Here is a 26,464-nt window from a genome sequence, read left to right as displayed (position 1 = left end):
GATCGCGAGTGCCTGTGCTACTCAGCGCAGGCACTCGCGATCGCCGCGGTGTCCCAGTAGAACGGGCGCACCTCGGCGATCCGCCCGTCCTCGATCCGGATCGCCTGCAGGATCGGGAACTCCAGCTCCCGCCCGGTCGCGCGCGCCCGGGCGCGGACCTGGGTGAGCACCACCGACGTCGCGCCGAGGGCGAGGAACTCCTGTTCGCCGATCTCGAACGACTCCCAGATCCGGCTCATCTCGAGGAAGAACTTTTCCAGCCCGGCGTGGCCGTGCCAGTCGCCGCCGAACGGCAGGCCGTCGGCCTGGTGCAGTACGACATCCTCGGCGAAATACGCGGCCAGCGGGGCAAACGAGGCCGAACCGGGGCCACCGGCGGCGAAATACTCAGCTTCGGCTCGATACATGCCGTTGAGCACGGCAGCGGGGTCAGTCACGACCGCCAGCTTGCCCACGCGCCGACGGCGCCGCTGGCGGCAATCGGACTTCGCGGTCCCCGCACCCGGCTGCCCCGGCCTGGGTAGACTTCACGGCGGTCTTTTCGAGGGCGGGAAAGGAAACACGAAAGCCATGGCTGAGGAAACCGGAACGGTCGAAACGCTGGAGTTCCAGTCCGAGGCGCGCCAGCTGCTGCAGCTGATGATCCACTCGATCTACTCGAACAAGGACATCTTCCTGCGCGAGCTGGTCTCCAACGCCTCCGACGCGCTGGACAAGCTGCGGCTGGAGACGTATCGCGACAAGGATCTGCAGGCCGAGACGGAAAACCTGCACATCGAGATCCTCCTCGACGCCGACGCGCGCACCCTCACCGTGCGCGACAACGGCATCGGGATGAGCCGGGACGACGTCGTCAACCTGATCGGCACCATCGCGAAATCCGGCACCGCCGACTTCCTGCGCAAGCTGAAGGAGTCGAAGGAATCCGCGGGCCAGGACCTGATCGGGCAGTTCGGCGTCGGCTTCTACTCCAGTTTCATGGTCGCCGACAAGGTCACCCTGGTGACCCGGCGCGCGGGCTCCGGCGAGGGCGCCCGCTGGGAGTCCACCGGCGAAGGCACCTACACGATCGAAACCCTCGCCGACGCCCCGCAGGGCACCTCGGTGACGCTGCACCTCAAGCCCGCCGACGACGAGGACCACCTCTACGACTACACGTCGCCGTGGAAGGTGCGCGAGATCGTCAAGCGCTACTCGGACTTCATCACCTGGCCGGTGCAGATGGCCAAGGAAAGCAAGGAAGACGAAGAGGGCGGGCTCGAGACCGTCAACTCCATGAAGGCGCTCTGGGCGCGTTCGAAGGACGAGGTCTCCGACGAGGAGTACCACGAGTTCTACAAGCACATCAGCCACGACTGGACCGACCCGCTCGAGACGGTCCGGATGCAGGCCGAGGGCACCTTCGAGTACCAGGCCCTGCTGTTCCTGCCCTCGCGCGCGCCGGTGGACCTGTTCATGCGGGACGCGAAGCGCGGCGTGCAGCTGTACGTCAAGCGCGTGTTCATCATGGACGACTGCGAAGCGCTGATGCCGAACTACCTGCGCTTCGTGAAGGGTGTTGTCGACGCGGCGGATCTGTCGCTGAACGTGTCGCGCGAGATCCTGCAGCAGGACCGGCAGATCCGCGCGATCCGGCGGCGGCTGGAGAAGAAGATCCTCTCGACGGTCAAGACCATGATGACCGAGGAGGCCGAGAAGTACGCGACGTTCTGGTCCGAGTTCGGCCGCGCGGTCAAGGAGGGCCTGATCGACGACCCGGAGAACCGGGAGCAGATCCTGGAGATCTCGTCGTTCGATTCGACGCATCACGCGGAGAAGCCGACCTCGCTGCGCGACTACGTGTCGCGGATGAAGGACGGCCAGGAGCACATCTACTACCTGACCGGCGATTCGCGCACCGTCATCGAGAACTCGCCGCACCTGGAAGCGTTCCGCGCCAAGGGATACGAGGTGCTGATCCTCACCGACCCGGTCGACGAAATGTGGACGGAGTCGGCGAGCGGCTTCGACGGCAAGACGTTCCAGTCGATCGCGAAGGGCGAGGTCGACCTCGGCGACGAGACGTCCGAGGAGAAAAAGGCCGAGTACGAAGACCTGCTGAAGTGGATGTCGGCGACGCTGACCGACACCGTCAAGGAGGTCCGGCTGTCCTCGCGGCTGACGACGTCGCCGTCCTGCATCGTCGGCGACGCGGGCGATCTGACCCCGACGCTGGAGAAGATGTACCGCGCGATGGGGCAGGAACTGCCGCCGGTGAAACGGATTCTGGAGCTCAACCCGGAGCATGCGCTGGTGACCGGCCTGCGCAAGGCGTTCGCCGAGCACCCGGAGGACACCTCGCTGGCCGAGACGGCGGAGCTGCTGCACGGCATGGCGTTGCTGGCCGAGGGCGGCGAGCTGAAGGACCCGAGCCGGTTCCTGAACCTGGTGGCGGATCGCGCGGCCAAGGCGTTGTGAGGCGTTTCGTGAGTGGCTGCACCGGTTTCGGGGCAGCCACTCACGAACCCTTCCGGAGGTGAGTGTCGCATGAGGACAGTCGTCGAGAACGCCGCGATCGCGACGGTCAGCGGTCCCGAGTACCGCCACGGACACGTCGTGATCGAGGACGACCGCATCGCTGCTGTCGGCGACGGAGCCTTCACCGGAGAGGCGGACGAACGCGTCGACGCCGCTGGCTGCCTCGTCACGCCGGGCCTCGTGAACACGCACCATCATCTTTACCAATGGGCTACCCGGGGCCTCGCCGCCGACCACACGCTGTTCGAGTGGCTGGTCGCGCTGTATCCGGTGTGGGCCAAGCTGGACGCGGACATCACGCACGCCGCGGGCACCGCCGGAATGGCGCGGCTCGCGCTGACCGGCTGCACGACGGTCGCCGATCACCACTACGTCTTCCCAGCCGACGGCGGCGATCAGGTGGCCGCGCTCGCCGCCGCACGGGAGCGGATCGGCCTGCGGCTGCACTTGGTCCGCGGCTCGATGGACCGTGGCGAATCGGACGGCGGGCTGCCGCCGGACAGCCTGGTCGAGACCGTCGAGGACGCCCTGCTCGGCACCGAGGCCGCAATCGACCGCTATCACGACGCCTCACCGGGTGCGCATCTGCAGATCGCGGCAGGCCCGTGCTCGCCGTTCACCGTCACCGAGCGGCTGATGGCGGAGTCGGCCGAATTGGCGCGCCGCAAGGGCGTCCGGCTGCACACGCACCTGGCCGAAACCCAGGACGAGGAAAAGCAATGCCTCGCCGAAACCGGTCTCACGCCTGCTGAATACGCGGACAAACTCGGCTGGCTGGCACCGGACGTCTGGCTCGCGCACACCGTGCACCTCGCGCCGGACGCGATCCGCCGGTTCGGCGCGACGTCGACTGGTTCCGCGCATTGCCCGACCTCGAACGGCCGGCTGGGCAGCGGAATCGCCCCGGTGCGGGATTTGCTCGACGCGGGTGCTCCGGTCGGGTTGGGCGTCGACGGCGCGGCTTCGAGCGAATCCGGCGGCTTGGCGGAGGAATTGCACCAGGCGTTGCTGCAGGCCCGGCAACGCGGCGGGCCGAAGGCGTTGACCACGCGGGAAGCGTTGTGGCTCGGCACGATGGGCGGCGCGCGCTGCCTCGGCCGGGAGAGCGAGATGGGCTCGATCGAGGTCGGGAAGCTCGCGGATCTGGCGGTATGGGAGCTGAACGGGCTGAACTACGCGGGGATCGACGACCCGGTCGCGGCGTTGGTGCTGGCCGCGCCGCCGCCGCTGCGGAAGCTGTTCGTGGGCGGACGAACAGTGGTGGATCAAGCGCGGCTCACTACGGCGGACGAGACGGCGATCGCGGGCGAGCTGGCGAAGGCGAGCGCTCGGCTGCGGGAAAGCTGAGTGCGGTGGGCCGCCCTCGCGGACGGCCCACCGGTTCCAGGCTCAGGCTCGTGCCACGGTCCACAGCGCGGTCGGTGCGTGGCAGATCCGCACCCCCACCGCTTCGGGGCTGCCCCCGCTGTTGTTCAGGCAGAGACCGGTCTGGACGTTCTTGAAGTACTTGTTCGTGGTGGACGAGGTCGTCCAGTCAGTGGTGTTGGACGAGCAGGTCGTGGTGAACACGGCCGTTCTGCTCGCGGCGAGGCAGGCGTTGGTCTCCAGGTTCCGGAACTTGCCCGGGGCGTAGTTGGTCCACACCTGGTTCCGCCCCTCGTTGCACTTGAGCGTGTAGACGTCGCCCTTGGTGTTGCTGTCCAGGCAGACGCTGGTTCCCGCGCGCTGGATGTAGAAGTTCGCGATGGCGGTGACGGATTGTTCCCCCGCGGACGCGGTTCCGGACAAGGCGGCAGTCAGCATTGCGGCGGCCGCGCCCTCTCCGGCGAGCCGCAGCATTCCCCTCGATGACATTTCGCAGTCGATGGCCGGACGGGAGACACGCTGCCGGGCGTCGTCCCGAAGCCGTCCCCGCCTCGTCATCCAGCTCACTGCGGGCGGTTGACCAGCACCGTTCCCGCCTCCGCCAGCGGCGCCCGCACCGCCTGGACCGGATCGGTCGCGCTCGGCTTGCGCGCCGCGTCGGAGATCCGCAGCAGCAACGCGACCAGGATGTAGTTCGCGAGCAGCGACGAGCCGCCCTTCGACAGGAACGGCGCGGTGATGCCGGTCTCCGGGATCAGCTTCGTCACTCCGCCGACGACCACGAAGATCTGCATCACCACGGTGAACGCGAGCCCGCCGCCGAGGAGTTTGCCGAAGCTGTCGCGGACCGCGAGCGCGTGCCGCATCCCGCGCAGTGCTATCAGCAGGTACAGCATCAGCACCGCGGCCAGCCCGAGGAAACCCAGTTCCTCGCCGATGCTGGCGGTGATGAAGTCGGTGTTCGCCTCCGGCACGATGTCCGGCCTGCCCGCGCCGAGGCCGGTTCCGCCCATGCCGCCGGTGCCGAGGCCGAACAACCCCTGCGCGACCTGGTACCCGCCGCCGGCCTGGTCGTAGGTCGCGAGCGGGTCCATCCAGTTTGCGACCCGCTGCCGCACGTGGTTGAACAGGAAGTACGCCAGCACGCACCCGCCGGCGAACACCGTCAGCCCGGCGTACACCCAGATCACCCGCTCGGTCGCCAGGTAGATCATCACCAGCACGATCCCGAAGAACAGCAGCGAGGCGCCGAGTTCCTTCTCGAACGCCAGCACCGCGACGCAGCCGAGCGCGGCGAGGATGATCGGCCCGAGGTCGCGCGCCCTCGGCAGTTCGACGCCGAGCATCTTGCGCCCGGCCACGCGGAACAGTTCTCGTTTCGCCACCAGTGTGGTCGCGGCGAAGACGATCAGCAGCAGCTTCGCGAACTCGCCCGGCTGGATCGACAGCGGGCCGATCTTGATCCACACCTTCGCGCCGCCGGCTTCCGACAGCGACGCCGGCAGCAGTGCGGGCAGCAGGACCGCGACGATCCCGGCCAGCCCGGCGAGATAGCCGTAGCGGGTCAGCACTCGGTGATCGCGCACGAACCCGAGCACGGCCAGGAACAACGCCAGCGACACCACCGTCCACAGCACCTGCTGCCCGGCGACGGCCGAGTACACCTTGCCGCGCTGCACCGCCTGTTCGGCGAGCCCGAGGTCGATCCGGTGGATCACCACCAGGCCCAGGCCGTTCAGCAGCACGGTGCACGGCAGGATCAGCGGATCCGCGTGCGGGGCCCAGCGCCGGACCGCGAGGTGCGCCACCGCCGCGACCGCGGTGAACGACGCGCCGTAGCCGATGATCGAGAAGTTGATCTGTCCCAGGGCGTTCGCGTCCACGAGGAGGAACGCGAACCAGACGATCGCCACCGCGAGCAGAAGCAGCCGCAATTCCGTACCGCGCGCGGCAGGCATGAATTTCCCGTCTTTGGCAAGCAGTGAACCGCCGCGAGGGTAGTCACGATTTCTGGCAGGACGCTGAGAATGCGCGGCAATTCGGTCGGACTGTCCGAAAGCGACGAGTTCGCGGCCAGGATATGCTTCGGAAAAAGCGGACGGGCGAGCGGAGAACCAGCGGTGGCGACAGAACTGACCCCGGTGCCGGTCCAGGCGCCGGCGCCAGCCCCGTCGGCGAAAGGAACGAAACGCGCGCTCGGCGCGGCGGTGGCCGCGGTGCTGCTCGCGGCCGCGTTCCTGGTGGTGCTGCACGTCGACCGCTACTGGGGGCCGATCGACCCGGTCAGCGCGATGCTCAGCGACTACGCCTGGACTCCCGGCTGGTGGATGTGGGCGGCGGCGATGCTGCTGACGTCGGCCGGATCGGTGGTGATCGCCGTGGTCCTGCGCCGCCGCGGGCTGCTGTACGGGCCGCTGACGCTCGTCGCGGTGGCCGCCTGGTGCGCCGGGCTCGCGGCGGTGGCGTTGTTCACGAAGGACCCGCAGGGAAATGCGGTGACATGGGTCGGAAAAGTGCATCTCGGCGCGACTGGGATCAGTTGTGTGAGTTTGCCGTTAGCCGGCTGGCTGCTCGGCTGGGCGCACCGGAATTCGCCGCAATGGCGGGGTTACGCGCGCTGGTCGCGCATTTTGGGGCTGACCGCCGTGCCGTTCTTTCTGCCGTTTCTCATTCCGTTCGCGGCTAATGTCGCATTCGGGCAGCATCTGCCGACCGTGGCGACCGGGCTCGTGGAACGGCTGATGGCGGTGCTGGAACTGGCCGAACTGCTCGTGCTGGCCGGATGGGCGTGGCGCGCGGCGGAGTAGCTCAGGTGGCGTCGGGGTCGACCGGCGGGCGTTCGTTGGCCCGCAACGGAACCGGCGCCGGAGCGGGCGGCGGAGTCGGAGCCGGGGGAGTGTCGTCGAGCAGATACCTCGTCACGGCGGCCCGGGGGTTGCCGACTCGCAGGGATTGCAGTTCCTGCAACGGTTTCCGCAGCTCCTGGTACTCGGGGCCGAGCTCCGCTTCCAGCTGGGCTTTGGTGCCCGCGGCGAACCCGCGCGCCCGTTTCAAGGCCTGCGCGGCCCACTGCGCGGCCTCGGGCAGCCGTTCCGGGCCGAGGATGAACAACCCGGCGAGCAACAGAATCACGATGTGGTCGATGCTGAGACCGAACACCGGCCACCTCCTGCGGACCCGGATGTTGGTCCCAGCTTAGCCGTCCCCGGTGCAGCGTTTCCCGTCGTCACCCAGTTCGGTCAGCAGCCGTCGCGCTACGTCGACGACGGCCGCGCCCGCGACCGCCATCGGTTCAGTCGTCCGCATGGAGCGGCACAACACGAACGCGCCCTCCAGGCTGGTCACCAAGGCGAGCGTGAGCGTGCGCGCGTGCTCCTCGGGAAGGCCGAAGGCGGAGAACCCCTTGGTGCCCGCTTTGGTCCACGCCTCGAACACGTCCGCGGTGGCCTTGCGCAGGGGTTCGTTCGTGGTCGCCACTTCGAGCGCGACGGTCGCGATCGGGCAGCCTTCGACGTAGTCCGTGTCGAGCAGCGTGGTGACCGCGCCCGCGAAGAAGGTTTCGAGGCCGGTGATCAGGTCCGGCGCCGGGGTGATGAAGACTTCGAACAGCTGCGCGTACTGCATCCCCGAGGTGCGTACCACTTCTTCGCCCAGCTGTTCCTTGCCGCCGGGGAAGAAGTGGTACACCGACCCGAAGGGCGCGCCGGCCTTCTCGACAATCTGCTTCATGCCGGTGCCGGCGTACCCGCCTTGCCGGAACAGCTCCGCCCCGGCGGCGAGGATGCGGTCCTTGGTGCCTGTCACGCCACCGAGGATAACTCCTTGACAGTAGAGCGTTCTATCAAGCGCGGCCGGAGCACCAGGTTGAGCACCACCGCGGTCACACAGCCCGCGCTGATCCCGGAGTTGAGCACGACCTGCAGCGCCGCCGGGAACCCGGAGTAGAAGTCCGGCATGACGATCGGGATCAGCCCGACCCCGAGCGACGCGGCGACGATCGCGACGTTGACCGGATGCTCGAACGACGCCTTCGCGAGCGTCCGGATGCCGCTCACCGCGACGCTGCCGAACAGCACCAGCCCGGCCCCGCCGAGCACCGGCTGCGGCACCAGCGCGACGATCCCGCCGGTCATCGGGAACACGCCGAGCAGCACGAGCACCACGCCGCTGGCCGCGACCACGTACCGGCTCACCATGCGGGTGAGCGACACGAGCCCGATGTTCTGCGCGAACGCCGTGCAGGCGAACCCGCCGAAGATCGTGCCGACTGCGGTGGAAAGCCCGTCCGCGCGCAGGCCGTCGGCCAGTACGCGGCTGGTCGTCGGCCGGTCCACGATCTCGCCGAGCGCCAGCAGGTCAGCGGTGCTCTCCGCCATCACCACGAGCATCACGATGAGCATCGAGACGATCGCCGCGATGTCGAACGCCGGAGCGCCGAAATGGAACGGCGTCACGATGCCGAACACCGGGGCCTGCTTCAGCGTCGATGTGTCGACTTGGCCGAGCGGCCACGCGACGGCGGTGCCGACGACCAGGCCGAGCAGCAGCGCGATCCGGCTCCAGAACCCGGTCAGGAACCGGGTGAAGACGAGCACCGCGACGAGCGTGATCCCGGCCAGCACGAGCCCGCTGGGCTTGGCGGATTTCTGCTGCGCGGCGATCCACTGCACGGCGACCGGCAGCAGCGAGACCCCGATGAGCGTGATGACCGTCCCCGTCACCACCGGCGGGAAAAACCGCGTCAGCTTGGAGAAAAACGGTGCGGCGAGCACGACGAACACGCCGCCGGCGAGCGTGGCGCCGTAGACGACACCCAAGGCGTTGCCGTCGCGATGCTGCGCTGCGATGGACAGAATTGGCGCTACGGCGGCGAAAGTGACGCCGTTGACCAGGGGCAGTCTCGCGCCGAAGCGCCAGAAACCGAGGGTCTGCAACAGGGTGGCCAGTCCCGCGGTGAACAGCGCCGCGCTGATCAACAGCGTGAGCTGGCCGGGGGAGAGGCCGACGGCCGCGCCGATGACGAGCGGTGGCGCTACCACTCCGGCGTACATGGCCGCGACGTGCTGGATTCCTCCGAGGATCAGTTGCGGCAGCGGGGGCCGCACGTCCACGGGGTGCCGAGAAGGTCGTTCCTGTGTAACTGACATGCGCTCTCCCGGAGGGGACTCGGGGCTAGAGCACGGCGTCGGTCCAGGCCGGGCCGGGCTCTTCGGCTTCGTCGCGGACCACCGTGCCTTCGATGAGGCCGTACGGCCGGTCGGCGGCGTAGAACACCTCGTTGTGGTTCTCGAGGCCGAAGGGGCTTAGATCGACGAGGAAATGGTGCTTGTTGGGCAAGGAGAACCGGATCTCGGCTACTTCCGGCCGTGCCTGCAGCACGGCTTCGCCCATCGCGTACAGGGTCTGCTGCAGCGAAAGACTGTGCTTGGTGGCGAACGTCTCCAGGAGCGTCTGCCGGATCGCCCGATGGCTCTTGGCCCAGTCGATCCCGGTGAATCCCTCGTAACGCCAGCGCGCGGTCACGGCGGTGGCGAGAATGCGGTCGTCGGTTTCGACGAGCGTGGTGTACTCGTCCTTCGGGTAGCCGTGGAATTCGGACCCGGTGGACTTGAGCACGACGAGACCGTCCACTCCGGACACGACCCAGGCGCGGTCGGCGTGCACGGTGACAGTGGTGGTGCGGCGTTCGCCGCCGGAGCTGCTGAACGAATGGTCGTGCGGCGCGCCGTCCACCGTGATGCGGTCCCATTCCTGCTCTTCGACGGAGACCCGCGCGCCGGTGATCTTTTCCTGCGTGTCGACGAAGCGCCTGCCGAGCCGGAGGGCGAAGTCCTCGATCTCGCCGACGTCCTGCTGCTTGGCGAAGGCGTACATCGTGTTCTTCTGCGTGTCGGTGGCCAGCACGGCGGAGTTGTCGCCGGTGAGATGCGTGTCCGACAGGTCGCCGCGCAGCGCCGAGGACACCGTGAGGTCGCGCAGATGGTGCACGCCGCCGGTGCGCCGGACGGTGACGAGGCGGACCTCGGCCTTGCCGTACTGGTTGGGGCCCAACGAGATTCCCATGTCAGCTCCCGCGATAGGTGGAATAGGCGAACGGGCTCAGCAGCACCGGCACGTGGTGGTGCGACGTGCCGTCGACGATCCGGAAGGCGATGGTGACGTCGGGGAAGAACGCCTCCGGGCCGAGGTAGCTCCCGGTGTCGAAGATCAGCCGGTACACCCCGGGGGCGAGCGTGTCCGGGCCGAGGTCGCGGATGCGGCCGTCGTCGTCGGTCTTGCCCTCGGCGATCAGCGAGCCGTCCTGGCGCTCGAAGCGCACTGAGATACCAGCGGCGGGCTTTCCCGTGGCGGTGTCGAGGACGTGGGTCGTCACGAGGCTCATGCCGTCGCCTCCTTGATGAGTTTCACACTGGCTGCCTGGGAGTCGACGGCATGAATATCCATGATTCGCTTGCAAGCGGCGCTCATGCTGTTACCGCTTTCGCCAGGCGCAGTTGCGCGATCTTGGCCAGCTCCGCGCCGGCGACGTCGAGTTCGGTCTCCGGGTCGTTGCCGAGCCGGGAGCGCAGGTTCGCGAGCAGCTCCTCGCCGCTGCGCCCGCTGGCGCACACCAGGAACACATGACCGAAACGCTGCTCGTAATCGGCGTTGGCGGCGGCGAATTCGTCCGCATTGTCCACTCCGGACTGTTCCGAACGGGACCAATCGGCGTCGCTTCCCCTGCTGGTCGGGCGTTCCCCGATCCTCGGGTGCGCGGCGATCGCGTCGCGGATCTCGTTGCGCCGCAACGGAGTCGCGCTGTCCGCGCTCTTGCTCAGCGCGGCGAAATCGGCGTACGGGCGGCCGTCGAGCACGGTGTCGACCCAGCGCGGCACGGCCAGGCAGGCGGTGAGCGTCGGCCGGAGTTCGGCGGCGGATGCGGAGTTGAACTCGGCGAGTGCGAGCGGCAACGGAATCTCCTCCGGGGAGGTGGTGTTCCGCTGACCGTACGGCCGGGTCGAGCGTGCGTCAACACTTTGTTGAATCGCGGCCCGTGGCTGTTTCAGTCGGCTTCCCGGTTGAGGTAGTTGTAGACCGTGAACCGCGTGACGCCCAGTTCCTCGGCGACTGCCGAGACCGATTTCCGCAGGTTGAAGGCCCCTCGCTCGCGCAGCAGGCGTACCGCGCGCTGCTTCTCCGGGCGGTCGAGGTCGCGGAGTTTCGAACCGAGTTCGCGTTCCACGTCGGCGATCAATCGCGACAGCGCGCTGTTGAGTTCGACCGCCGGAACGGTGTCGGAATCGTCGGTCCGGCGCAGCTGCAGCGTCACCCGGGTGGCCCCGCCTTCGAGGGCGGCGCGGGCGATCGACGGCAACGCGGCGAACAGTTCGTCGGCGGTCCCGCGGGCCAGGGTGCCGAGCGGGCCGAAGTCGGTGTCGAGTCCGGCCGCGTCGGCGGCGTCGCGGGCGCGAACGGCGTGCTCCGGCGGCGCGCCCTCGCCGCGGAACGGCTCGCTGGTGAACTCGGCTTCCAACTCCACCCGGTGACCGTAACGTGGTAGGGACGGCGTTGACGAGCCGGGAAGGACGTGTCTAATCTCGGTGAGCGAAAGACTCTTTCCGTAACGTGGAACTGGAGGGTGCCGTCGATGGACCTCGTGGTGCGGGCCGCGCGTGCGGTGACCCCCGCCGGTCTCGGGCCGGCGACGATCGGCGTGCGCGACGGGCGGATCGTCGCGGTCGAACCCGGTGTCGTCGAGATAGCCGGCGCGCGGGTCGTTGACCTGGGCGAGGACGAGGTGCTGCTGCCCGGTCTCGTAGACACCCACGTGCACGTCAACGACCCTGGCCGGGCCGAATGGGAAGGCTTCGAGACCGCGACGCGCGCGGCCGCAGCCGGTGGCGTCACGACGATCGTGGACATGCCGCTCAACAGCCTGCCGCCGACGGTCGACGTGGCCGCGCTGGAGGTGAAGCGCAAGGCAGCGAGCGGCCGGGTGCACGTGGACGTCGGGTTCTGGGGCGGCGCGATTCCCGGCAACGAAGGCGATCTGCGCGGGCTGCACGACGAGGGCGTCTTCGGCTTCAAATGCTTCCTGCTGCACTCCGGCGTCGACGAATTCCCTCCGCTGGACGCGGCCGGCCTGGAATCCGCGCTGCGCGAGCTGAAGTCGTTCGACGCGCAGATGATCGTGCACGCGGAGGATTCCGAAGCGATCGACGCCGCCCCCGATCCGCACGGCGAGAAGTACCACGACTTTCTCGGTTCTCGCCCGCGCGGCGCGGAAAACCTGGCCATCACGCACGTGATCGAAGCGGCCCGGCGCACCGGCGCCCGCGCGCACGTCCTGCATCTGTCCTCTTCGGACGCTTTGCCGCTGATCGCCAGCGCGCGCCGCGAAGGGGTCGCGCTGTCGGTGGAGACCTGCCCGCACTACCTGTCGTTCATCGCCGAGGAAATCCGTGACGGGGCAACGCAATTCAAGTGCTGCCCGCCGATTCGCGAGGCAGCGAACCGGGAATTGCTGTGGCAGGGTTTGGCCGACGGCGTGATCGACACGATCGTCAGCGACCATTCGCCGTGCACGCCGGAGCTGAAACGCTTTGACACCGGCGATTTCGGTCTCGCCTGGGGCGGAATCTCCAGCCTGCAGCTCGGTCTGCCCGCGATCTGGACGCAAGCCCGCCAGCGCGGCTTCGGTCTCGTCGACGTGGTGCGGTGGATGGCCGAGCGTCCGGCCGCGCAGGTGGGGATGACGCGCAAGGGCAAGCTGGAAGCGGGCTGTGACGCCGATTTCTGCGTCTTCGCGCCGGACGAAGCTTTCGTCGTGGACGTCGCGAAGCTCGCGCACCGCAACCCGGTGAGCGCGTACGACCAGCGTCCGCTCGCCGGTGTCGTGCGCGGCACCTGGCTGCGCGGCGAGCCGGTGACCGGCGACGAGCCGAGGGGGACTTTGCTGACCCGGGGCAATTGCTGAAGAGATGGAGGAGCACGTGTCCGACCGTCCGGAGTGGACTACCCAGCCCGATCTGGCCTCGCGCCTGTTCGGGGGCACCGTGATGTGGGCGAGCGACGAACTGTTCGCCGAGAAGGAAAACCTGGTCAACCCGTGGCGGCCGGCGCACCGCGCCGAAACGTTCGGCCCGAAGGGCCAGGTGTACGACGGCTGGGAGACCCGGCGGCACCGCGAACCCGGCGACGACCACGCCCTCGTCCGCCTCGGCCTCGGCGGCGTGGTGTCCGGGGTAGTAGTGGACACGGCGTTCTTCAAGGGCAACTACCCGCCGTTCGTGTCCGTGGCGGCGACGTCCGTCCCCGGCTACCCGAGCGCGGCCGAGCTGCAGGACGCCGACTGGGACGTCCTGGTCGACCGCGAACCGGCGGTCGGCGACTCGGAGAACTACTACAAGGTGACGTCCCCGCGCCGCTACACCCACGTGCGCCTCACCCAGCACCCCGACGGCGGCGTCGCGCGACTGCGCGTGCACGGTTCTCCGGTGCCCGATCCGGCGTTGCTCGACCCGCGCTCGCTGGACCTGGCGGCCTTGGAGAACGGCGCGGTCGTCACCGGATGCAGCGACATGTTCTATTCGTCGCCGAACAACATGCTGTCGCCGGGCCTCGCCGCGCACCAGGCGGAAGGCTGGGAAACCGCCCGCCGCCGCGATGACGGCAACGACTGGGCAACGGTGCGGCTGGCGGGCGCGGGCTTGATCCGGTTCGTGGAGCTGGATACCAGCAACCTCAAGGGAAACGCGCCCGGCTGGGCTTCGGTGAGCGGCCGCGCCGACGAGGGCGAGTGGGTGGAGTTGTTGCCGCGCACCAGGTTGCAGCCCGACACCCGGCACCGCTTCGCCCTGGCGGACGACGGCCCCGAGGTAACCGAAGTCCGGCTGGACATCTACCCGGACGGCGGCCTCGCCCGGCTGCGCCTCTTCGGCGAACTGAGCAAACGCGGCCGGGAAGCCGTGACTGCGCGGTTCGCGGAGACCTCCGACTGAGTTTTCCCGGTCCGTGAAGGGCCCCTTGAGGGAACCAGATTCCCTCAAGGGGCCCTTCACGGCTTTTGGGGTTACTCCGCGCTGTTTCCCTCGGTCGCGGGGTCCGGGTGCTCCTTGCGCCACTCCTCGTCGGAGGTCTTCCAGGCTTCCTCGGCCTGCATGTGGATGTCAGTGATCGCCTTGTCGAAGTTGATCGAGTCCTTGCCCATCCAGCCTACGAAGTTCTTGCTGCTCTTGGCGTCCGCCAAGCCCTTCATGAAGGGGTACAGGTTCGGGTGCGTCTTGAAGTACTCGTCCGGGCCCTTGACGATGTCCTTCCAGACGTTCTTGCCCCCGGTGTACTTCTGGACCTGGGGGAGGTTGCACATGTTCTCCATCCAGTCCTCGTGCTTCTTCATCCACCTGAAGTCGTACGGCTTGAACGGCGACTGCGGGCCGGAGGGCCGCCCGGACCCGCCTCCCTCGCCCTGAGAGTTCCCGTGCTCGCCGCCGCCCTGGTTGCCTTCTTGGTGGTTTCCGCCTGCGTTGTTGTCGTGGTGGTTGCCACCCGCGTTGTCGTCGTGGTGGTTGCCGCCGCCCGCGTTGTCGTCGTGGTGGTTGCCGCCGCCCGCGTTGTCGTCGTGGTGGTTGCCGCCACCCGCGTTGTCCTCGTGGTGGTTGCCGTTGTTCTCGTGGTTCGGGTTGTTGCCCGGGTGGTCTTCCTGGTGGTTGTTGCCGCCGGGAGTGTCGTCGTGCGGGGTGTTGCTGCCGCCGGGGGTGTCCTCGTGGTGGTTGTTCCCGCCGGAGGTGTTGTCGTGGCCGGTGTTGTTGCCCGGCGCGTTCTCGTGGTTGCCGCCCCCGCCCGGGGTGTCTTCGTGGTGCGGGTTGCCGCCAGGAGTGTCGTGCGGGCGGTTGGTCGGCGGGTTGAAGTGCTGGTCCGCGGCCAGCCAGGTGTCGAACGGGTCGTCCTCGTGCGGCTGGTTGTTCGGCCGCTCTTCGTGCGGGTTGTTGTTCCCGCCCGGCGTGTCGTCGTGGCCAGGGTTGTTGCCCGGCGCATCGTCGTGGTGGTTGTTGCCGCCGCCGGGAGTGTCGTCATGGTGATTGTTGCCGCCCGGCGTGTCGTCATGCGGCGTGTTGTGCCCGCCATTCCCGCCGCCACCGCCGCCGTGGTTTCCGCCGCCGGGCGGGAGGTCGGTCATCTCGTGGTTGTTCCCGCCGCCGTGCGTGCTGCCGCCCCCGCCGTGCGTCCCGCCGCCACCGGCACCGCCGCGCGAAGGCTTGACCTTCTCCGCCAGTTGGGCCAAGCGGCTCGCGGTCCGCCCGCCCAGGCCGACCACCCGGGCGATCTTCGACGCCATCGTCAGCGCCAGCGAGATCCCCGACCGGATCACGTTGCCCACCCCGACCACGATCGACGCGCCGAACGTGAACGCCGCCATCGCGAGCGCGATCAGCATGGTCGCGATGACGTCGCCGAGGAACGTCGTGATCAGGTCGCGGATCAGCGAGCGCACCACGGTGACCAGGGCCATCGTCGTCTCGACGACGTAACCCGCGACGTCGACCGCCTGTCCGGCGCTGTCGATCTGGCCGCGCCGGTCGCCGATGTTCTTCTTGAACGCCTCCGCGCCCTCGCCCTGCCAGTTGACGACCGTCTTCTGCAGCGTGGTGTCGAGGTCCTTCGCCGCGTTGCGCAGGTTCTGGGCGGTCTTGTGCAGTTCCTCGGCCATCTTCTTGATCGCCTCGGGTTTGCCGGCGAGCTTGTCGAGGCCTTCTTTGAGGAACGAGATGTGCTCGATCAGCCAGCCGAGCCCGGCCGCGATCAGCTTGCCGAACGGGTCGAGGACGAGCGCCGCGGTGTCCGCGATCGCGCCGACGATCGAAACGCCGATCTCGACGCCCACCGCGGCCGCGTCGGCGCCGTGCAGGTGCTGGATCTCCTGGATCGACGAGACGACGCTGTGCCAGCTGTCGATGGCGCCCGCGCCGGTGGTGTTGTTCGAATCCGTGATGGGGACGACGGCGCTCATTTCACCTGCTCCGGCTTGAACTGGTCGAACGCCTTCGCGAGGTCCTGGTCGCCCTTGCTGTACTGCTCGCTGGCCTGGCGCGTCTTGTCCGCGCTGTCGGTCACGTCCTTCGCGACGCCGTGCAGATTGTCGGAGACGGCCTTCAGCGCGATCCGCGCGGGAATGGCGAGCACCTGCGCGAGCACGACGCCGAACGCGTCGATGTCCCCGCCGTTGGCGTCGTCCACCGCCTTCGCGGAGTCGTCCACCGTGGGCACGGTGGTCTTGTCCATGTACTCGCTGAATTTGTGCAACTCGTCCGGGTGGACGGTGAAGCCGTTCCCTGCCACCAACACTCCTTCGCCTGCCGCGATCGCGCCGCGCCGAGTAGAGCAGCGGCGGTTGAACCGGAGGCGACGTCCGTGCGGACGAAGGTTGAACGAGACGCCCTTCCTGCCCGAGCGTCCGGGCCGGGTTGCCCTCGCGGGTCAGCCCCGGGCGCTCGGCCGGTTCAGGTAGGCGGAGAAGGACGACAGCAGGGCCGCGACGCCGACGATCGCGGTGACCCACCACGGGCCGCCGGTCACCAGGTTGAACACGAACGCGGCAGCCATCAGGACGGCGGCGATGATGTTCCTGATCTGCAGCCCGGAGGGTTTCGCCATGCCTCCACCTTCTCACGGCGGCCGCGGCCCGGACTTGCCTGCCGCTGGCTAGATTGCTAGCATTCTAGAATGGCCGGTGAAGAGGTCAAACAATTCAACGTCTACCTGCCGGTCGAGCTGATCAAGCAGGTGAAGTACCGGGCGATCGAGAACGAGCAGTCGCTGTCCGCGCTGGTCGCCGCGGCTTTGCGGGCTTATCTCGGCGACCCGCCGGAACAACGAGAGGACGGCTGACATGAGCGACGGCATCACCATGCTTTTCCTGGAGACGCACAACTGGGGCAAGACCGCGAAGTTCCTGCAGCGCGTGGGTTTCGGCCTCGATTTCGAGACCGACCACAGCTCGGGCCAGCTGTCGAACGGCGACGGCGTGCCGGTGTTCGTGGCCGAGGTCCCCGAAAGCCAAGAGCCGCGCACGAGCGTGGTGGTAGCGGTGCCGGACGAGTCGGTCGACGCGGGACTCGACGTCGTCACCCCGTTCGAGGACACCCACTACGGCACCCGCGAAATGACCGTGCGGGATCCGGACGGCAGGGCCTGGGTCCTGCGTGCCCCGAAGTGAGCGAGCCGGACCACACCGCGGTGCGCGTCGCGTTGTGGCGCGCGCTGCACGTGCTCGCCGATCCGCCGCCGCACGCGCTGGTCGACGAGATCGGTCTCCGGCTGGCGGATCCCGGCCCGGACTGGCGGTCCCGGCCGGACATGGACCTGGACTTCACCCGCGGGTTCCGCGCCGGGATCGTGCTGCGCAGCCGGTTTGTCGAGGATCTGGTGCGTGAACGCGGGGTCTCGCAGTACGTCCTGCTCGGCGCCGGGCTGGACACGTTCGCGCAGCGGGAGCCGGAGCTGGGCGTGCGGGTGTTCGAGATCGACCAGCCGGGCACGCAGGAGTGGAAGCGGGAACGGCTGGCCGAACTCGGGCTGCCCGCTCCGTACCGCTTCGTGCCGGTCGACTTCGAATCCGGCGAGCAATGGCCGGAACGCTTGGCCGCCAACGGTTTCGAGGTCGCGAAACCCGCCGTGGTGGCGTCGACGGGCGTCAGCATGTACCTGACCCGCGAGGCGAACGCCGCGACCTTGCACGCGCTCGCCGGGTTCGCGCAGGGCACCGTCGTGGCGATGACGTTCCAGATGCCGGAGGAGTACCTGGACGCACCCGACCGGGCGGCGCGAGCAGCGGCGATGAAGGGCGCGGAGGCGGCCGGGACGCCGTTCGTGAGCTTCTTCGCGCCGGACGAGATGCTGGATTTCGCGCGGGAGTGCGGCTTTCAGGACGTCCGGCACGTCAGTGCGGCCGAGTTGACCAAGCGGTATCTGTCCGGGCGTTCGGACGGGCTGGAGACGTCGGGGGAGGAATTCCTGGTGGCGACGGTCAGCTGAACTCGGTCTCGTGGTATCCCACCGGAAACCCTTCGGCGGTAAGGAAATCGCACAGCTGGGCGGCCAGATCGTCCTTCTCCGCGCCGGCCTCCATCGTGGTCGTGGCAGTGGCTTCCCATTCGCCGCAGACGGAGTGCCGCCACGGCCGGATCGTCCAGGCCAGCTCGATGTGTCCGCCGGAGCGGAACGTCGCGGACACGATCAGGTCCCGATCGGCGTTGACCCAGCGTCGTTCGCCTTCCCAGCCGCGGAAGTCGAGTCCGTCGAGGAATCGGGCGAGGCCGCGGCCTGTCACGTAGTTGGTGACGTGCTCCAGCCGGGCATCGAGCCCAGGCGCCTGGACGCGCACGGCAAAGAACAACCGCCGGTCCAGGTGGTGGTCGGCGGCGTGCCGTTCGCCGAACCGCACCGAGACCTGGTCGCCGCGGAAGACGACTTCGAGGTCGTCCAGGCAGGTCATCTCGGTTTCGGGCCGCGGCCAGCCGTGCGGGCAGTTCGGGTTCACGCCGCCAACGTACTGGTCAGGGCGCGGCTTGCCGCCGAGAGCTGATCACCCCGGTGTTGAACCCCGCGAGATGCAACCCGCCCGCGAACCGCGCGTGCTCGATCTTCACGCAACGGTTCATCACCACGTCCAGCCCGGCTTCGCGCGCCCGATCCGCCACCGGTTCGTGCCACAGCCCGAGCTGAAGCCACAACGTCCGCGCTCCGGCGTCGACGACCTCCTCGGCAACCCCGGGGAGGTCGTCGTGCTTGCGGAACACGCTCACCAGATCCAGCTCGCCCGGCACGTCCGCCAGCGACGGATACACCGGCCGTCCCAGCAACGTGTCGAGCCGCGGGTTCACGAAGTTGACCTCGTACCGCGTCGAAGACAGCAGATACGTCGCCACGAAGTAGCTCGGCCGTGCCGGATTCGCCGACGCACCCACGACCGTCACCGATTCCGTACGCCCGAGAAGCCGCCGCCGCTCGACCGCTCCGACGTCGTAGCTCATGCGTTCACCGCCTTGTCGAGGGCCTGGTCGAGGTCCCACAGCAGATCCTCGACGTCCTCCAGCCCGACCGACAGCCGGATCAAGTCCGCGCCGACGCCAGCCGCGGCGAGCTGATCCTCGGACAGTTGCGCATGCGTCGTCGAGGCCGGATGGATCACCAACGTCCGCGCGTCGCCGACGTTTGCCAAGTGCGACAACAGTTCCACCGACTCCACGAACTTCTCGCCCGCCGCGCGCCCGCCCTTCACCCCGAACGAAAACACCGCGCCCGGCCCGGCAGGCAAGTACCGCGCAGCCCGCTCGTGATCCGGATGGTCCGGCAGCCCCGCGTAAGACACCCACGCGACCCGCGGGTCCGCGTTCAGGTACTCCGCGATCGCCCGCGCGTTGACGACGTGCGCGTCCATCCGCTGCGGCAACGTTTCCACACCCTGCAGCAGCAAAAACGCCGAATGCGGCGACAACACCGCGCCGATGTCGCGCAACTGCTCCGCGCGCAGCCGCGTGCAAAACGCGTACTCGCCGAAGTTCTCCCAATACTTGAGCCCGCCGTAGCTGTCGACGGTCTCGGTCATCCGGGGGAAGTTTCCGTTGCCCCAGTTGAAAGTTCCGGCCTCGACGACCACCCCGCCGAGCGTCGTGCCGTGCCCGCCGAGGAACTTCGTGGCCGAGTGCAGGACGATGTCCGCGCCGTGCTCGATCGGACGGCAGAGGTACGGCGTGGCGAGCGTCGCGTCGACCACGAGCGGGATGTCGTGCGAATGCGCGAGATCGGCCAGCCCGGCGAGGTCCGCGATCGCGCCGCTCGGATTGCCGATCACCTCGGTGTAGATCAGCTTCGTGCGGTCGGTGACGGCTTTGGCGTACTCCTCGGTGTCGCCGTGCACGAACGTCGTCTCGACGCCGAACCGCGCGAGCGTCCCGGTCAGCTGCGTGACCGTCCCGCCGTACAGGCCGGCTGCCGACACGATGTGGTCGCCGGACTCCGCGAGCGCCGAGAAGGTGAGGAACTCCGCCGCCTGCCCGCTGGCCGTCGCGACCCCGCCGATGGCCCCTTCGAGACTCGCGATGCGCTCCTCGAACGCCGCGACGGTCGGGTTGCCGATCCGGCTGTAGACGTTCCCGTACTTCTGCAGCGCGAACAGATTGGCCGCGTCGGCCGCGTCCTCGAACACGAAGCTGGTCGTCTGGTAGATCGGCACCGCACGGGCCCCGGTGGCGGGGTCGGGAGTGCCGCCGGCGTGCAGGGCGCGGGTGCGGAAGCCCCAGGTGCGTTCGCTCATCGACCGCCACGCTAACCCAGCGCCGGGGGCGGCGGCCATTCCTCCCGGAGAGTGGTTCGGCCAGCGGTCTAGGCACGCCGCCAAGTGCTCACCGAAACCGCCAGCGTCACGTCCCGCCCCGCTGCGGCCTCGAGCCGCTCCCGCCGCCCGTCCCGGTCCAGATGGAACCCCGCTGGCCCCATCGCCACGACATCCCGCACCTGCGCGGCACTGAACTCCTGAGTCCGCACCACCTCGACCCCGGACTCCCGCACGAACAACCCGCCCAACGCGGCTTCGAGCCGTTCTTCCTTCCGGGAATCCACCGCGAGCACCAGATCGCCCAGCTCCGCGAGATGTCCCGGCAATGGCGACGCCACCACGAGCTTCCCGCCTGGCGCGAGCACCCGATGAAACTCCGAAGCATTCCGCGGCGAGAACACGTCCAGCACCACCGAAGCCACCCCGTCGCCCACCGGCCACGGCTCCCACAGATTCCACACCGCCGCACCCAGCCGCGAGTGCGCCCGCGCGGCCCGCCGCAGCGCGATCGCCGAGACGTCCAGCGCGAGACCGACCGCGTCCGGCGCGTCGTCCAGCACCCGCGAGAGGTAATAGCCGGGTCCGGCGCCGGCGTCGATGATCAATCCAGGAGCAGAACCAGCAGCGGCGACCGCCTCGGCGAGCGGCGCGTACGCCCCGGATGACAAGAACGCCGCCCGCGCGTCCACCATCGGCGCGGTGTCGGCCGTCCCCGCCGGGATGCGCGCGTGCAGGAGATTGACGTAACCCTGCCGGGCCAGATCGAACGAATGCCGCCGCTCGCAGCGCAGCGTCCGGCCGGTCAGCGCGACCGGCTCCGCGCACACCGAACAGCGCAGCGCTTCGATCACCCGATCAGGCAAAGACATGGGCGTTATTCGACCACGAGGTTGCCTGACCGGACATTTCGCCCCACTCTCGGGGAAACGTCCCCGTAACAACCACCGCACCGGAGTTCACGCGAGGGAAACGTGAACCGAAGCCCGGTGAAACACCCGCGGCCAACACTTCCTCAGCAGTTGCCCACGGCACGGGAGGACGATTGTGCTGAACGCCGGAGATACCGCCTGGGTGCTGATCAGCGCCGCGCTGGTCATGCTCATGACCCCAGGCCTCGCGTTCTTCTACGGCGGCATGGTCCGCGCGAAGAGCGTTTTGAACATGTTGATGATGAACTTCATCGCACTCGCCATAGTCGGGGTGCTGTGGGTGCTCTTCGGGTTCTCGCTGTCCTTCGGCAACGATGCTTTCGGAGGCCTGGTCGGGAACTTCGACTACGCCGGCCTGTCGGACGCGTTCGGCAAGCTCGTCGGCCTCGCGAGCGCGGGCCCGCCCGCCGTTCCGTGGCCCGGGCCGGACGCATTGCCGCTGCTCGCGTTCTGCATGTTCCAGCTGATGTTCGCGATCATCACCCCGGCGCTGATTTCCGGCGCCATCGCGGATCGCGCGAAGTTCTGGGGCTGGACGCTTTTCGTGACAATCTGGGTGATTGTCGTGTATTTCCCGGTCGCGCACTGGGTGTTTTCGTTCGACGGATTCACCGGCAAGGACGCGGTGGGCGGCTGGATCGCCAACCAGCTCAAGGCGCTCGACTTCGCGGGCGGCACGGCGGTGCACATCAACGCGGGCGCCGCGGGTCTCGCCCTCGCGCTGGTGCTCGGCAAGCGCAAGGGCTGGCCGAAGGACACCGGCCGTCCGCACAACGTCCCGTTCGTCCTGCTCGGCGCCTCGCTGCTGTGGTTCGGCTGGTACGGCTTCAACGCCGGTTCCGCGCTCGGCGCGAACGACCTGGCGGGCGTCGCGTTCACCAACACCACCGTCGCGACCGCGGCCGCAGTGCTCGGCTGGCTGCTCGTGGAACAGCTCAAGTTCGGCAAGCCGACCACGCTCGGCGCGGCTTCCGGCGCGGTCGCCGGCCTGGTCGCGATCACGCCCGCCTGCGGTTTCGTGAGCCCGCTCGGCTCGATCGCGATCGGTGTGATCGCCGGGGTGCTGTGCGCGCTGGCCATCTCGCTGAAGTTCCGCTTCGGCTTCGACGACTCCCTCGACGTCGTCGGCGTGCACCTCGTCGGCGGTCTCGTCGGCACCATCCTGATCGGGTTCTTCGCCACCAAGAGCGTCAACTCGGCGGGCGCGGACGGTCTCTTCTACGGCGGCGGTTTCAAGCAGCTGGGCATCCAGGTGGTCGCCGCGCTTGCCGTCCTGGGCTACTCGTTCGTCATGACCTTGATCATCGGCTTCGCGATCAAGAAGGCGGGCGGGTTCCGCGTCAGCACCGAGCACGAGGTCAGCGGCATCGACGAGGGCCAGCACGCGGAGAGCGCCTACGACTTCACCGGCATGGGCGGCCTCGGCCACTCGGCGACCTTCCCGGTCAAGCCCGTCACGAAACTCGAGGAGACCAAGGCATGAAGCTCATCACCGCGATCGTCAAGCCGTTCACGCTCGACGACGTCCGCTCCTCGCTGGAGCAGCTGGGCGTGCTCGGGATGACGGTCAGCGAGGTCCAGGGCTACGGCAGGCAGAAGGGCCACACCGAGGTCTACCGCGGGGCCGAGTACTCGGTGGATTTCGTGGCCAAGCTGAAGATCGAGGTCGTGGTGGACGACGCCGTCGTCGAGAAGGTCCTCGACGCGGTCACCACCGCCGCGCACACGGGAAAGATCGGCGACGGGAAGGTCTGGGTGACGCCAGTGGAGACCGTGATCCGGGTCCGCACCGGCGAACGCGGCACGGACGCGCTGTAGCCGATGACCGACGGGGGAGAACTGGCCCGAGCCACTGCGCTGCTGCTCGAAGGACGGCACGGAGCACCCGCACTGCGGGCGTCCCTGGTCGATCTCTACGAGTTCTGGCTCGGGAAAGGAGCGACGGCGGCCGGCGTCGACACCGCGGACCCAGGTGTCGCGCTGGTCGCCGTGGGGGGTCTGGGACGGCGCGAGCTGGTGCCGTACTCCGATCTCGATCTGGTGTTGCTGCACAACGGAAACGCCGGGATCGGAGAGATCGCCGACGCCCTGTGGTACCCGCTGTGGGACGCGCGAGTCGGTCTCGACCACTCTGTCCGAACCCCTGGCGAGGCCCTGAAAGTCGCCGCGGAAGACCTGCGCACCGCGCTCGGTCTCCTCGACGCCCGGCACCTGGCCGGCGACCCAGCCCTCAGCGAACGCCTGGCGTCCGCCGCCCGTGACCAATGGCGGCGCACTGCCCGCAAACGCTTGGCGGAGCTGGCCGAATCCGTCCACGCCCGGTGGCACCGCAGCGGCGAGATCGCCCAATCCGCCGAGCCGGACCTCAAACACGGCCGCGGCGGACTCCGCGACTTCGGCGTACTGGAAGCACTCGCCGCCGGACAGCTCACTGCCCGTCCCGGCGAAGAACTGTTGGCAGCCAAGCAACTCCTGCTGGACGTCCGCACCGAACTGCGCCGCGAGTCGCGTCGCGAACGAGACATCCTCGGTGCCGCGGACGCCGACGTCGTAGCGCACGAACTGGAACTCGGCGATCGATTCACCCTGGCACGCAAGCTTTCCGGCGCGGGCCGAACCATCGCCTACGCCGTCGACGTCGCCCTCCGGTCCACTGTGGAACAACCACGCCCGCTCTTCGGCCGGCGTCCCGTCCGCCGCCCGCTGGCCGAAGGCGTCGTGCTGCACGGCGACGAGGTCGCACTGGCCCGAGACGCACTCCCCGCCCGAGACCCGGCCCTCCTGCTTCGTGCCGCGGCCGCCTCCGCCCGCACCCGAAAGCCCATCTCGCCTGGCACTCTGCGCACCCTCGCCGAATCCGCACCTGAACTGCGCGAACCCTGGCCAGACGACGCCCGCAACGCCCTCGTCGAGTTGCTGGGCGCGGGGGAGGGCCTGGTCGACGCAGTCGAAGCACTGGACCGCACCGGCTTGTGGTCCCGGCTGTTCCCCGAATGGGGCGCCGTACGCGACCTGCCGCCGCGATCGCCAGTACACCAGTGGACAGTCGACCGCCACCTAGTCCAAGCGTGCGTCGAAGCAGCGAAACTCACCACCACCGTGTCGCGGCCAGACCTGCTCCTGATCGGCGCACTGCTGCACGATATCGGCAAAGGCCGCGAGGCTGACCACTCGGAACTGGGCGCGAAGATCTCCGCCTCGGTAGCGCGACGACTGGGCCTCCCGCCCTCGGACGTCGCGACCGTCTCCGCCATGGTCCGCCACCACCTGCTGCTCCCGCACACGGCGACCAGACGCGACATCGGCGACCCCGCGACCATCTCGCGCGTGGTGAAAACCCTGGACCGCGACATCGTCCTGCTGGAACTCCTGCACGCCCTGACCCGCGCCGACTCGCTGGCCACCGGCCCCGGCGTCTGGACCGACTGGAAGGACCGCCTCCTGGCCGAACTGGTCAGCGGCTGCGAGGAAGCGGTGCACGGCAAGGGTTTCACGCCTCCCGAACCACTGGACGACGACCAACGCGAACTAGTCGCCGAGGCTGCCCGCACGGGCACCGGCCAGATCCGGATCTCCGCACACGGCAAGGTCGTCACAGTCCTGCTGGCCGTGCCCGCGGACCGCGAACTGCTGGCGCCCGCGGCCGGAGTCCTGGCCCTGAACTCGCTGGAGGTCCACTCCGCGATCCTGCGCGAACACTCCGGCCGCGGCCGTGCGGGCGTCTTCACCGCGTCACCGAAGTTCGGCTCCCTGCCGGATCCCGCGCTGCTGCGGGAACAGTTCGCCCGCGCAGTCGCCGGAACGATGCCGCTCACCCAACGCCTGGCCGCGAAGGAACGCGACTACGCCACCTCGTCGCCAGCCGTGGTCAAACCAGTAGTCAGATGGTTCGACGACGAAACGAGCGGCCCCGACGCCGTAGTGCTGGAACTGCGCGCCGCCGACCGGATCGGCCTGCTCTTCCGCGTGGCAAGCGCCCTGCGCCGCGCCGAGGCAGACGTCCACTGGGCGAAAGCCGCGACCCTGGGCGGCGCGGTAGTCGACTCCTTCGCCCTGTCGCCACGCTCCGGCCACGTCACCCCACAGTGGCGAACCGCCATCACCGACGCCGTCCTGGCGGCTCTCTCCTGAAGGTCCGTGAAGGGCTCCTTGAAGGAATCAGATTCCTTCAAGGAGCCCTTCACGGACAGCTGGCCAGGGCAAGCAGACCCGGCCGCATTGCGCCATCCGGGCTCACCCATCCGGGGTGTCGGGAGCGAAAAGGCCGATTCCGGTGGCAGGATGGCAGGTCCGAGCAAGGGGGCGAGGTGAACGCGGTGCGGGGTCAGGAGAACCTGCCGGAGCTTTCGCTGCCGCCGACAGTCGTGGCCGGGCACCTCCGCACCTGCGCCGAAGAACTCTCCGCACTGCTGCGCGGCGACGGATCCGCGGCCACCCTCGGCGAACTCTCCGAAGTGGTCACCCAGCTGGTCGCCGGCCAGCACGCGCTCTCCCACGCCTTGGCCGGTCTCGCCGGCCGCATGGACGTCCGCAACCCGGCGCTGGCCACCGTCTCGCCGTCCGAAGTAGAGGTCCTCACCGAAGTCCTCCAGGCCGCCGCCTGCGCGGTCAGCTGCTCAGCCGAGGAACTCGCCGACGCCGAACCGCTCTTCGAGTTCACGAGCGACTCCGCGGGACCCGACACCCGCGTTTGAGTAGTCCTACTCAGTCCGGATTGGGGGACTTCACGCTGCCGCGCGACCGTCCCCGGACGGCAGACTTCTCCCCAACGCCGGGTGGTCGAGGGGAAACCGCTTCGCGTGCCTGCGGCGGAAGGCCTCCTGGGGAGGTGAGCTCTTCCGCCACAGTTCCGGGGACGGCCGTGGGGAGCGGCCGCCCCGGAACTCCCAGGCCTCAGGAATCCGCGATCCGAGCCAGCAGCCCGGCCGCGAGCCGGAGCAGTTCCTGTTCGGTGGGGCTCAGCGTCCGTTCGAGAGCCGCGGCCAGCCAGGCCTCCCGCGCGATCGAGTAGTCGCGCAGCACCCGCAGCCCGGCCGGGGCGATGTCGACCAGCGACCGCCGCCCGTCCGCCGGATCCGGCGTGCGCGTGATCCATTCGCGTTCGGCCAGGGAGGCCAGGATCCGCGTCAGCGACTGCGGATGCATCCGCTCGGCGTCGGCCAGTTCGCTCGGCGTGTGCGTGCCGCCCCGGTACAGCCGGGACAGCACCGCCAGCGCGGCCGGTCCCGGGGCAGGCGTGGCCGCCTCGGCGCGCATCCGCCAGTTCAGCCGTCCGATGCCCTCGCGCACCGCCCGCGCCAAAGTCGCCAGGTCGTCGGCGGGTTCGGTCTGCATAAGG

Annotated in this window: 30 protein-coding genes; 12 read left to right on the top strand and 18 right to left on the bottom strand. The window is 68.8% G+C overall.

What is annotated here, in order from left to right; translation table 11 throughout:
* Positions 1 to 17 precede the first annotated feature (17 nt).
* Positions 18 to 437, bottom strand: coding sequence for a nuclear transport factor 2 family protein (locus ACZ7OI_RS26480; RefSeq protein WP_470266867.1), 420 nt, complete (start codon positions 435 to 437; stop codon positions 18 to 20).
* Positions 438 to 570: 133 nt separating this feature from the next.
* Here ACZ7OI_RS26480 and htpG point away from each other — a divergent pair, with 133 nt between their 5' ends.
* Entirely contained in the window at positions 571 to 2,457 is a 1,887-nt protein-coding gene (gene htpG / locus ACZ7OI_RS26475) for a molecular chaperone HtpG (RefSeq protein WP_470266866.1), read from the top strand.
* A gap of 69 nt (positions 2,458 to 2,526) precedes the next feature.
* Complete coding sequence (locus ACZ7OI_RS26470) at positions 2,527 to 3,864, top strand: 8-oxoguanine deaminase (RefSeq protein WP_470266865.1); 1,338 nt, start codon at positions 2,527 to 2,529, stop codon at positions 3,862 to 3,864.
* Between the two features lie 42 nt (positions 3,865 to 3,906).
* On the opposite strand, the gene ACZ7OI_RS26465 is transcribed toward ACZ7OI_RS26470, so the two are convergent.
* Both ACZ7OI_RS26465 and ACZ7OI_RS26460 read right to left on the bottom strand, forming a co-directional pair.
* Positions 3,907 to 4,371, bottom strand: coding sequence for an RICIN domain-containing protein (locus ACZ7OI_RS26465; protein WP_470266864.1), 465 nt, complete (start codon positions 4,369 to 4,371; stop codon positions 3,907 to 3,909).
* Between the two features lie 74 nt (positions 4,372 to 4,445).
* Positions 4,446 to 5,840, bottom strand: coding sequence for an FtsW/RodA/SpoVE family cell cycle protein (locus ACZ7OI_RS26460; RefSeq protein WP_470266863.1), 1,395 nt, complete (start codon positions 5,838 to 5,840; stop codon positions 4,446 to 4,448).
* A 162-nt stretch (positions 5,841 to 6,002) separates the two neighbouring features.
* Here ACZ7OI_RS26460 and ACZ7OI_RS26455 point away from each other — a divergent pair, with 162 nt between their 5' ends.
* Complete coding sequence (locus ACZ7OI_RS26455) at positions 6,003 to 6,689, top strand: DUF998 domain-containing protein (RefSeq protein WP_470266862.1); 687 nt, start codon at positions 6,003 to 6,005, stop codon at positions 6,687 to 6,689.
* 1 nt (position 6,690) lies between these two features.
* On the opposite strand, the gene ACZ7OI_RS26450 is transcribed toward ACZ7OI_RS26455, so the two are convergent.
* The 7 genes from ACZ7OI_RS26450 to ACZ7OI_RS26420 all read right to left on the bottom strand — a co-directional run bounded on the left by ACZ7OI_RS26450 (position 6,691) and on the right by ACZ7OI_RS26420 (position 11,401).
* Positions 6,691 to 7,041 carry a twin-arginine translocase TatA/TatE family subunit gene (locus ACZ7OI_RS26450; protein WP_470266861.1) on the bottom strand — a complete coding sequence of 117 codons (351 nt, stop codon included), beginning with the start codon at positions 7,039 to 7,041 and terminating at the stop codon, positions 6,691 to 6,693.
* Between the two features lie 36 nt (positions 7,042 to 7,077).
* A complete protein-coding gene (locus tag ACZ7OI_RS26445) occupies positions 7,078 to 7,686 on the bottom strand; it encodes a TetR/AcrR family transcriptional regulator (protein WP_470266860.1) in 609 nt (202 codons plus the stop codon).
* A complete protein-coding gene (locus tag ACZ7OI_RS26440; protein ID WP_470266859.1) occupies positions 7,683 to 9,029 on the bottom strand; it encodes a nucleobase:cation symporter-2 family protein in 1,347 nt (448 codons plus the stop codon). Before ACZ7OI_RS26440 ends, ACZ7OI_RS26445 begins: the two co-directional genes overlap by 4 nt.
* Before the next feature lie 25 nt (positions 9,030 to 9,054).
* Positions 9,055 to 9,945 carry a factor-independent urate hydroxylase gene (gene pucL / locus ACZ7OI_RS26435; RefSeq protein WP_470266858.1) on the bottom strand — a complete coding sequence of 297 codons (891 nt, stop codon included), beginning with the start codon at positions 9,943 to 9,945 and terminating at the stop codon, positions 9,055 to 9,057.
* Position 9,946: 1 nt separating this feature from the next.
* On the bottom strand, positions 9,947 to 10,264 hold the full coding sequence (gene uraH / locus ACZ7OI_RS26430; protein WP_470266857.1) for a hydroxyisourate hydrolase: 318 nt from the start codon (positions 10,262 to 10,264) through the stop codon (positions 9,947 to 9,949).
* Between the two features lie 82 nt (positions 10,265 to 10,346).
* Positions 10,347 to 10,832 carry a 2-oxo-4-hydroxy-4-carboxy-5-ureidoimidazoline decarboxylase gene (uraD, locus tag ACZ7OI_RS26425; RefSeq protein ID WP_470266856.1) on the bottom strand — a complete coding sequence of 162 codons (486 nt, stop codon included), beginning with the start codon at positions 10,830 to 10,832 and terminating at the stop codon, positions 10,347 to 10,349.
* Positions 10,833 to 10,924: 92 nt separating this feature from the next.
* Positions 10,925 to 11,401 carry a helix-turn-helix domain-containing protein gene (locus ACZ7OI_RS26420; RefSeq protein ID WP_370939479.1) on the bottom strand — a complete coding sequence of 159 codons (477 nt, stop codon included), beginning with the start codon at positions 11,399 to 11,401 and terminating at the stop codon, positions 10,925 to 10,927.
* 108 nt (positions 11,402 to 11,509) lie between these two features.
* On the opposite strand from ACZ7OI_RS26420, the gene allB reads away from it, so the two are divergent.
* The gene (gene allB, locus ACZ7OI_RS26415; protein ID WP_470266855.1) at positions 11,510 to 12,838 is read left to right on the top strand and encodes an allantoinase AllB; all 1,329 of its coding nucleotides are present in this window, start codon (positions 11,510 to 11,512) and stop codon (positions 12,836 to 12,838) included.
* Positions 12,839 to 12,842: 4 nt separating this feature from the next.
* Positions 12,843 to 13,862, top strand: coding sequence for an allantoicase (alc, locus tag ACZ7OI_RS26410; RefSeq protein WP_470266854.1), 1,020 nt, complete (start codon positions 12,843 to 12,845; stop codon positions 13,860 to 13,862).
* 71 nt (positions 13,863 to 13,933) lie between these two features.
* On the opposite strand, the gene ACZ7OI_RS26405 is transcribed toward alc, so the two are convergent.
* The 3 genes from ACZ7OI_RS26405 to ACZ7OI_RS26395 form a co-directional block, all read right to left on the bottom strand.
* Positions 13,934 to 15,871 carry a WXG100 family type VII secretion target gene (locus ACZ7OI_RS26405; protein WP_470266853.1) on the bottom strand — a complete coding sequence of 646 codons (1,938 nt, stop codon included), beginning with the start codon at positions 15,869 to 15,871 and terminating at the stop codon, positions 13,934 to 13,936.
* Positions 15,868 to 16,200, bottom strand: a complete 333-nt coding sequence (locus ACZ7OI_RS26400; RefSeq protein ID WP_470266852.1) for a type VII secretion target — start codon at positions 16,198 to 16,200, stop codon at positions 15,868 to 15,870. Before ACZ7OI_RS26400 ends, ACZ7OI_RS26405 begins: the two co-directional genes overlap by 4 nt.
* Before the next feature lie 138 nt (positions 16,201 to 16,338).
* Positions 16,339 to 16,515 carry a hypothetical protein gene (locus ACZ7OI_RS26395; RefSeq protein WP_167441866.1) on the bottom strand — a complete coding sequence of 59 codons (177 nt, stop codon included), beginning with the start codon at positions 16,513 to 16,515 and terminating at the stop codon, positions 16,339 to 16,341.
* Positions 16,516 to 16,584: 69 nt separating this feature from the next.
* Between ACZ7OI_RS26395 and ACZ7OI_RS26390 the strand changes: the two genes are divergently transcribed.
* From ACZ7OI_RS26390 to ACZ7OI_RS26380, 3 genes are read left to right on the top strand one after another with little or no spacing between them, the layout of a single operon-like run.
* On the top strand, positions 16,585 to 16,749 hold the full coding sequence (locus ACZ7OI_RS26390) for a CopG family transcriptional regulator (protein ID WP_470266851.1): 165 nt from the start codon (positions 16,585 to 16,587) through the stop codon (positions 16,747 to 16,749).
* Position 16,750: 1 nt separating this feature from the next.
* Complete coding sequence (locus tag ACZ7OI_RS26385) at positions 16,751 to 17,077, top strand: VOC family protein (RefSeq protein WP_470266850.1); 327 nt, start codon at positions 16,751 to 16,753, stop codon at positions 17,075 to 17,077.
* Positions 17,074 to 17,895: a class I SAM-dependent methyltransferase gene (locus ACZ7OI_RS26380; RefSeq protein WP_470266849.1), complete on the top strand. Its 822-nt coding sequence runs from the start codon at positions 17,074 to 17,076 to the stop codon at positions 17,893 to 17,895. Before ACZ7OI_RS26385 ends, ACZ7OI_RS26380 begins: the two co-directional genes overlap by 4 nt.
* Here ACZ7OI_RS26380 and ACZ7OI_RS26375 read toward each other — a convergent pair.
* From ACZ7OI_RS26375 to ACZ7OI_RS26360, 4 genes are all read right to left on the bottom strand, one after another.
* Positions 17,888 to 18,400: a DUF6228 family protein gene (locus ACZ7OI_RS26375; protein ID WP_470266848.1), complete on the bottom strand. Its 513-nt coding sequence runs from the start codon at positions 18,398 to 18,400 to the stop codon at positions 17,888 to 17,890. The genes ACZ7OI_RS26380 and ACZ7OI_RS26375 overlap by 8 nt on opposite strands.
* 16 nt (positions 18,401 to 18,416) lie before the next feature.
* Complete coding sequence (locus tag ACZ7OI_RS26370; protein WP_470266847.1) at positions 18,417 to 18,893, bottom strand: CoA-binding protein; 477 nt, start codon at positions 18,891 to 18,893, stop codon at positions 18,417 to 18,419.
* Entirely contained in the window at positions 18,890 to 20,176 is a 1,287-nt protein-coding gene (locus tag ACZ7OI_RS26365) for an O-acetylhomoserine aminocarboxypropyltransferase/cysteine synthase family protein (RefSeq protein WP_470266846.1), read from the bottom strand. Before ACZ7OI_RS26365 ends, ACZ7OI_RS26370 begins: the two co-directional genes overlap by 4 nt.
* Before the next feature lie 68 nt (positions 20,177 to 20,244).
* On the bottom strand, positions 20,245 to 21,066 hold the full coding sequence (locus ACZ7OI_RS26360; protein ID WP_470266845.1) for a putative RNA methyltransferase: 822 nt from the start codon (positions 21,064 to 21,066) through the stop codon (positions 20,245 to 20,247).
* A 175-nt stretch (positions 21,067 to 21,241) separates the two neighbouring features.
* Here ACZ7OI_RS26360 and ACZ7OI_RS26355 point away from each other — a divergent pair, with 175 nt between their 5' ends.
* The 4 genes from ACZ7OI_RS26355 (at position 21,242) to ACZ7OI_RS26340 (ending at position 25,820) form a co-directional block, all read left to right on the top strand.
* Positions 21,242 to 22,609 carry an ammonium transporter gene (locus tag ACZ7OI_RS26355; RefSeq protein WP_470266844.1) on the top strand — a complete coding sequence of 456 codons (1,368 nt, stop codon included), beginning with the start codon at positions 21,242 to 21,244 and terminating at the stop codon, positions 22,607 to 22,609.
* Positions 22,606 to 22,944, top strand: a complete 339-nt coding sequence (locus ACZ7OI_RS26350) for a P-II family nitrogen regulator (RefSeq protein ID WP_037358212.1) — start codon at positions 22,606 to 22,608, stop codon at positions 22,942 to 22,944. Before ACZ7OI_RS26355 ends, ACZ7OI_RS26350 begins: the two co-directional genes overlap by 4 nt.
* A 3-nt stretch (positions 22,945 to 22,947) precedes the next feature.
* Positions 22,948 to 25,257, top strand: a complete 2,310-nt coding sequence (locus ACZ7OI_RS26345) for a [protein-PII] uridylyltransferase (protein ID WP_470266843.1) — start codon at positions 22,948 to 22,950, stop codon at positions 25,255 to 25,257.
* Positions 25,258 to 25,433: 176 nt separating this feature from the next.
* Positions 25,434 to 25,820: a hypothetical protein gene (locus ACZ7OI_RS26340; protein ID WP_470230842.1), complete on the top strand. Its 387-nt coding sequence runs from the start codon at positions 25,434 to 25,436 to the stop codon at positions 25,818 to 25,820.
* 199 nt (positions 25,821 to 26,019) lie between these two features.
* Here the strand turns inward: ACZ7OI_RS26340 and ACZ7OI_RS26335 are convergent, their stop codons facing one another.
* Positions 26,020 to 26,460, bottom strand: a complete 441-nt coding sequence (locus ACZ7OI_RS26335) for a MarR family winged helix-turn-helix transcriptional regulator (RefSeq protein ID WP_470266842.1) — start codon at positions 26,458 to 26,460, stop codon at positions 26,020 to 26,022.
* Positions 26,461 to 26,464 lie beyond the last annotated feature (4 nt).

Source organism: Amycolatopsis sp. NPDC114503 (assembly GCF_055633655.1).
Note: the sequence above shows the minus strand (reverse complement) of the source record. Positions and strands in the feature narration are given on the sequence as shown.

What these genes read in the sequence shown, in the direction of transcription:
- htpG (WP_470266866.1), top strand. Translation starts at nt 571, where the DNA reads ATGGCTGAGGAAACCGGAACGGTCGAAACGCTGGAGTTCCAGTCCGAG.
- ACZ7OI_RS26470 (WP_470266865.1), top strand. Translation starts at nt 2,527, where the DNA reads ATGAGGACAGTCGTCGAGAACGCCGCGATCGCGACGGTCAGCGGTCCC.
- ACZ7OI_RS26465 (WP_470266864.1), bottom strand. Translation starts at nt 4,371, where the DNA reads ATGTCATCGAGGGGAATGCTGCGGCTCGCCGGAGAGGGCGCGGCCGCC.
- ACZ7OI_RS26460 (WP_470266863.1), bottom strand. Translation starts at nt 5,840, where the DNA reads ATGCCTGCCGCGCGCGGTACGGAATTGCGGCTGCTTCTGCTCGCGGTG.
- ACZ7OI_RS26440 (WP_470266859.1), bottom strand. Translation starts at nt 9,029, where the DNA reads ATGTCAGTTACACAGGAACGACCTTCTCGGCACCCCGTGGACGTGCGG.
- pucL (WP_470266858.1), bottom strand. Translation starts at nt 9,945, where the DNA reads ATGGGAATCTCGTTGGGCCCCAACCAGTACGGCAAGGCCGAGGTCCGC.
- uraH (WP_470266857.1), bottom strand. Translation starts at nt 10,264, where the DNA reads ATGAGCCTCGTGACGACCCACGTCCTCGACACCGCCACGGGAAAGCCC.
- allB (WP_470266855.1), top strand. Translation starts at nt 11,510, where the DNA reads ATGGACCTCGTGGTGCGGGCCGCGCGTGCGGTGACCCCCGCCGGTCTC.
- alc (WP_470266854.1), top strand. Translation starts at nt 12,843, where the DNA reads ATGGAGGAGCACGTGTCCGACCGTCCGGAGTGGACTACCCAGCCCGAT.
- ACZ7OI_RS26405 (WP_470266853.1), bottom strand. Translation starts at nt 15,871, where the DNA reads ATGAGCGCCGTCGTCCCCATCACGGATTCGAACAACACCACCGGCGCG.
- ACZ7OI_RS26395 (WP_167441866.1), bottom strand. Translation starts at nt 16,515, where the DNA reads ATGGCGAAACCCTCCGGGCTGCAGATCAGGAACATCATCGCCGCCGTC.
- ACZ7OI_RS26390 (WP_470266851.1), top strand. Translation starts at nt 16,585, where the DNA reads ATGGCCGGTGAAGAGGTCAAACAATTCAACGTCTACCTGCCGGTCGAG.
- ACZ7OI_RS26385 (WP_470266850.1), top strand. Translation starts at nt 16,751, where the DNA reads ATGAGCGACGGCATCACCATGCTTTTCCTGGAGACGCACAACTGGGGC.
- ACZ7OI_RS26370 (WP_470266847.1), bottom strand. Translation starts at nt 18,893, where the DNA reads ATGAGCTACGACGTCGGAGCGGTCGAGCGGCGGCGGCTTCTCGGGCGT.
- ACZ7OI_RS26365 (WP_470266846.1), bottom strand. Translation starts at nt 20,176, where the DNA reads ATGAGCGAACGCACCTGGGGCTTCCGCACCCGCGCCCTGCACGCCGGC.
- ACZ7OI_RS26360 (WP_470266845.1), bottom strand. Translation starts at nt 21,066, where the DNA reads ATGTCTTTGCCTGATCGGGTGATCGAAGCGCTGCGCTGTTCGGTGTGC.
- ACZ7OI_RS26350 (WP_037358212.1), top strand. Translation starts at nt 22,606, where the DNA reads ATGAAGCTCATCACCGCGATCGTCAAGCCGTTCACGCTCGACGACGTC.
- ACZ7OI_RS26345 (WP_470266843.1), top strand. Translation starts at nt 22,948, where the DNA reads ATGACCGACGGGGGAGAACTGGCCCGAGCCACTGCGCTGCTGCTCGAA.
- ACZ7OI_RS26335 (WP_470266842.1), bottom strand. Translation starts at nt 26,460, where the DNA reads ATGCAGACCGAACCCGCCGACGACCTGGCGACTTTGGCGCGGGCGGTG.